The organism is Ignavibacteriota bacterium, assembly GCA_016218045.1.
Taxonomy (GTDB): domain Bacteria; phylum Bacteroidota; class Ignavibacteria; order SZUA-365; family SZUA-365; genus JACRFB01.
In genome coordinates this window covers 1-5,298 of the sequence record JACRFB010000066.1, presented here as the reverse complement: position 1 = coordinate 5,298, position 5,298 = coordinate 1, and the positions used below count along the sequence as shown (strand labels likewise).

The 5,298-nt window shown below is 61.6% G+C and carries 4 protein-coding genes; all 4 read left to right on the top strand.

Annotated features, from left to right (window positions below; all coding sequences use genetic code 11):
* Positions 1-598 precede the first annotated feature (598 nt).
* The 4 genes from hemB to HY962_16885 all read left to right on the top strand — a co-directional run bounded on the left by hemB (position 599) and on the right by HY962_16885 (position 5,006).
* Positions 599-1,564 (top strand): porphobilinogen synthase, encoded by a 966-nt coding sequence (gene hemB / locus HY962_16900; protein MBI5648612.1) that lies wholly within the window; start codon positions 599-601, stop codon positions 1,562-1,564.
* 189 nt (positions 1,565-1,753) lie between these two features.
* Positions 1,754-2,431: a YceH family protein gene (locus HY962_16895; protein MBI5648611.1), complete on the top strand. Its 678-nt coding sequence runs from the start codon at positions 1,754-1,756 to the stop codon at positions 2,429-2,431.
* Positions 2,432-2,438: 7 nt separating this feature from the next.
* The gene (locus tag HY962_16890; protein ID MBI5648610.1) at positions 2,439-3,992 is read left to right on the top strand and encodes a hypothetical protein; all 1,554 of its coding nucleotides are present in this window, start codon (positions 2,439-2,441) and stop codon (positions 3,990-3,992) included.
* Positions 3,993-4,178: 186 nt separating this feature from the next.
* Positions 4,179-5,006: a hypothetical protein gene (locus tag HY962_16885; GenBank protein MBI5648609.1), complete on the top strand. Its 828-nt coding sequence runs from the start codon at positions 4,179-4,181 to the stop codon at positions 5,004-5,006.
* Positions 5,007-5,298 lie beyond the last annotated feature (292 nt).

Sequence of the window (5,298 nt, the reverse complement as noted above, 5' to 3'; positions counted from 1 at the left end):
TGGTCCCGCTCTCCCGCTGTCCTGCTGTCCCGTCGCGCTTCGACTCCGCTCAGCGTGACACAGGGTCGTGGTCCCGCTCTCCCGCTGTCCTGCTGTCCCGTCGCGCTTCGACTCCGCTCAGCGAGACACAGGGTCGTGGTCCCGCTGTTCCGCTGTCCCGCTGTCCCGTCGCGCTTCGACTCCGCTCAGGGAGACACAGGGTCGTGGTCCCGCTGTCCCGTCGCGCTTCGACTCCGCTCAGCGAGACACAGGGTCGTGGTCCCGCTGTTCCGCTGTCCTGCTGTCCCGTCGCGCTTCGACTCCGCTCAGCGAGACACAGGTTCGCTCTCCCGCTGTCCCGCTGTCCCGCTGTCCCGTCGCGCTTCGACTCCGCTCAGCGAGACACAGTTCCGCTGTCCCGCTGTCCCGTCGCGCTTCGACTCCGCTCAGCGTGACACAGGGTCGTGGTCCCGCTGTCCCTACTCCCAACTCCCTACTCCCCCCTCCCCCCCCTCCACCTCCCTTTCCATGTTCCCTCGCCGGTTAGTACTTTACATCTTTCACATTCGAAGAGAGGAGCAGACTCATGGAAAAAGGCGAAATGACGAGCACAACATACATGCCCTTTGTACGGACGCGGCGCACACGCATGACCGAGGGTCTGCGGTCGATGGTGCGCGAAACGGTGCTGACACCGAAGGACTTCATCTACCCGCTTTTTGTGGTGCCGGGGAAGGGTGTGCGCAAGCCGGTAAAATCGATGCCCGGCGTGTTCCAGTTGTCGGTGGACGAGATCGTCAAGGAAGCGCGTGAGGTGTACAAACTCGGCATACCGGCCGTGATTCTGTTCGGCATCCCGGCGAAGAAGGACGAGACCGGATCCGAGGCCTGGGACCCGAACGGCTATGTGCAGCAGGCGATCAAGGCGATCAAAAAGAGCGTGAAAGGACTGGTGGTCATTACCGACGTGTGTATGTGTGAATACACGTCGCATGGCCACTGCGGCATCGTCCATGGCGACGAGATCGTGAATGATGCAACACTCGAACTGCTGGCGCGCGAGGCGCTCTCGCACGCGCGGGCGGGCGCCGACATGGTGGCGCCGTCGGACATGATGGACGGTCGCGTGATGATCATTCGCGATGTTCTCGACGACAACGGCTTCACCAACATCCCGATTATGTCCTACGCCGCGAAGTTTGCATCCGGGTATTACGGACCCTTCCGCGACGCGGCCGAATCCACACCCAAATTCGGCGACCGCCGTTCGCATCAGATGGATCCCGCCAACGGCGACGAAGCGCTGCGCGAAGTGGAAATCGACATCGAGGAAGGCGCCGACATCGTGATGGTGAAACCCGCCGGACCGTACCTCGACATCATCCGGCGTGTCAAGGACGAATTCCGCATGCCGACGGCCGCGTATCAGGTGAGCGGCGAGTTCTCGATGATCAAGGCCGCCGCCGCAAATGGCTGGATCGATCACGACCGCGTGATGCTTGAATCACTCGTCGGTATCAAACGCGCCGGCGCGGATATGATTCTCACGTACTTTGCCAAGGAAGCGTCGCGGTTGCTGCGGTGAGTAGATGGGTAGATGGTAGATGGGTAGATGGTAGATGGGTAGATGGTAGATGAGTAGATGAGTAGATGGCTGCGCACCGCGAGTTCCCAGTTCCCAGTTCCTACTTCCCAGTTCCCAGTTCCTACTTCCCAGTTCCTACTTCCCAGTTCCCAGTTCCCCTCCTAACTCCTAAATCCTAGCTCCTTCCCCATGCCCGCCATCCCGCAATTAACCTTCGAAGAAGCCCGCGTGTTCGGCTGCCTGATCGAAAAAAGTCAGGCGACACCCGAGTATTATCCGTTGACGCTGAACGCAGTGATGAATGCGTGTAATCAGAAATCGAGCCGCGAGCCGGTGGTGGATTTCGACGAGGACACTGTGGAGATCGCGCTGGACGGACTGCGGGAAAAGGGCCTCGTGGCCTATGCCAGCGGCACGGGACGCGCGCTCAAATACATGCACCGCGCGGGTCACAACGGACTCGGCCTCACCCCCGCCGAAGCGGCGGCCATGAGCCTGATACTTCTTCGCGGACCTCAGACCGCGGGCGAGATCAAGGCGCGCGCGGGGCGGCAGTTCAACTATCCCAGCAGCGAGTTTGTTCAGGAAACCCTGACACATCTGGCCTCGCACGAAAAAAATCTCCTCGAAGAGGCCCCGCGCCGCAGCGGGCAGAAGGAAGTGCGCTACCGCCACATGTTTTTCTCCTGGCCGGAAGAGACGGGTACTGTCGACATCCCGCAATCCGCCACGGAACAGTCGCCGCGTGAACGGCTTCAACGGCTCGAGGACCGGCTCACCCTCGCGGAGACGCAGAACAAAGTCCTCGCGGAGCGGCTGGAGGAACTCGCTCAAAAAGTCGAGTGGCTGACCAGAGAATTGAGCTAAGTCCGCCGTGAACGAGTGGCGCAACACGATACGTCGGACCTCGTACGCGTGGGGCGCCTTCCTCTACTTCCTCGCCATCGCGCTTTCGCGTGAAAGTCCCTACTGGCCGTATGGTGTGACCCTCACATGGCAGGCGGGCCTCGTTCTCGCGCTGTTGCCGCTGCTTCCCGGACTCGCAACGGGAAGGTCCGCCTGGCTCATTCGCGGCATGTTTGTCGCGGCGCTCACGCCATTCCAAAGCGGTGTGCTGGCGGCCGTCGTGCTGGGGAGCGGAGCGCTTGCCGTGCGCCTGTTTCGTGACGTGCGCGGCGGTGTGTTACCCAATCCCATCCCGCGGCGAGTGCTGCTTGCGGCTGCGGCGTACGGACTGTTTGTCGCCGCGCATGTTGTGTTGGAATGGGGCTCGGTTCATACGTGGGTCAGCGTCGGTTTTTCGACGTCGGTGCAGTACCTGCCCGTGTGCGCCGCCGTGCTGACGGGATTTGCCGCGCGATCGCGGGTCTCGGAGACGGTGAACGACATGCTGCGCATTTTCCTCGCACATGCGGCGGTGCTGTTTGTGTATCCGTTTATTGTAGGGCATCCGCAGCTTCTGCTCTCGGTGGTCAACGGCGTGTTGAAACCCGTGTACTCCGTGCTGGGGTATGCATGGACATATCCCTGGTACGATCCCGACTGGAATCCGGGCTCCGTATCCATCGTGAACTATTCCGGTGTGTTGATGACACTCGCGGCGTTTGTGACGGGCGCCCGGGTGCTTCACACACGGCGTCGACGCGATGCGTTGTTCTGTCTGTTGTTCACGCTTGCGGCGTTTTTGGCGGAGAACGCAATGGCCGTAGCCGCCACGGGCGGCGCTCTCGTCGCCACACTCGCCGCCGCGGCCGCGTACCGTTCGGTAGCGCCGCGCTCCAGGTTTTTGGGCTGGATGGGAGGCACTGCTGCGACTGCCGCGGTTTTGTTGCTCTTCCTTTTCTCCACCTATTTTCCCGGCGGTCGCTACGAAACGACACACAAGGGACACTACTTCGCGGCCCAGTGCGCGAATATATTGGAGCGTCCGGGTCGCTTTTTCTTCGGACACGGTCCGGGCGCCTACGGCAGCCGCATCGCCTATTTACGCATTCCCGCCGATCCGTATTCCACCGCCTCCATTCTTCGCGGCACGTACGGCGCTGTCTTTTCGTCGAAGTCCCTTCCGGCGAATGAATTCACGACCGACTTCCAGCGTCTCGCGCAGCAACCGGCCGACTGGGTGAGTGAGAGCCAGGGCCTGATCATCTCCGGACTTATCGCCTTCGCCGCCGAGAATGGACTTGTGGGAATCCTCCTGCTGGGTCTGTTTTTCGGACTTTTCCTTGTGCAATCACAACGCCGCGACACAGTCCCCGCGCCTTCCGGAGCGGATACCTGGGCGGCCGTGCTGCCGCGTCTTTTTCCGCCCTTGCTGCTGCTCTTCCTGTCCGTATTTTACAATTACACCGAAATACCGTGCATCTCCTTCCTCGCGGTGTTTCTGGCCACCGTGCCCGGCTCCGGGAGGGTCCGGGAGGAAAAATAGTTCGGCCGATTCGGGAACATTTTTTCGTTTGAGGAGTGTAAGGGGTATCCGGTCGTCACTTCGATGGGAGCGGCGCGTCTTCCGCCGTCTCCCTGCACACGCGGTGTTGCACCGCGGCGGTGCCGGAGTACAGACGTGTTCACGGGTCCGACTCCCATACACACCTTTCAACCATTCGGAGGACACATGAAAAAACGCCAGATCAACAAACTGCGCATGTTCCGCACAGTGCGCGACTATGTCGCCACACTCGACGAAGTTCTGCAATCCGCACCCATGTACACACAACTCATGGCACGTTTCGACGGGTTGCTCGCGGCCCTGGATGTGGCGGCCGACTATCAGGCACACGCCGCCCGCGGCAAAGTGGCGGCGCATCGCGCGGCGCAGGAACGTATGCGCGCCATGCTGGCTGTTGTGGGTGGTATTGTACACGCACACGCCCGTGTCGAGGGCGACATGGAATTTCTGCTGAAAACCAGTGTGACGCCGAGCGCGCTGAGGAAAATGCGCGCCGAGGACGCTCTCCGTCTGGCCGAACACATCTACAGCAAGGCGGTGACGGTGAAAGAAGAGCTGGCGCCGTATTGGCTCGATGGCGCCGACAAGATTGGAGAATTTCGCGATGTGCTCGATGCCGCGCAGGAGGCGCTGCGGGCGCGGTATCAAGGCGGCGTGCAGCAGGTATCATCCAGCCGGGCCATAGCGTCCGTTGTGACGGAGATCGAGACGTTTCTCACGGACGAACTCGACACCTTCCTCGAGCAGTACCTTCAACGCGATGCGGCAGCGCGGATCCGTTACAGAATCGCCCGGCAGACCCACTCGTACGGCATACGGCGGTGGCGGCGTCCTGCTGTTGCGCCAGCCGCGTTACAGTTGCATGGCGGTGCGCCGGAGCAAGGCGCGAATAGCGGATTGGTTGCGGCGGGGATGGCACCCGCGGGCGCAACTCTGGACAACAGATCCAGCGACGCCGTCGCTGCCTCCGCCCGCCTGACCATCGTGGCCTGAACATATACCACCCTGTTTCATCACGGGCACTCCCTGTCCTCGGGGAGTGCCCGTCTTTTTATTATCAAAACGAACCCGCCGACCTCATAAAACACTGTTCCGCGCCGTGGTCACACGGTTCCGCGTCGTGGTCACACGGTTCCGCGCCGTGGTCACACGATTCCGCGTCGTGGTCGCACGCCTCCGCGCGGTGGTTGTACGGGCGATCGGCCGATCGCCCCTACTCCGCACCCTGGTACAATCGTTCCGCGCCGTGGTCGGGCGACCTGCCTGTCGCCTTTAACAGACGAGA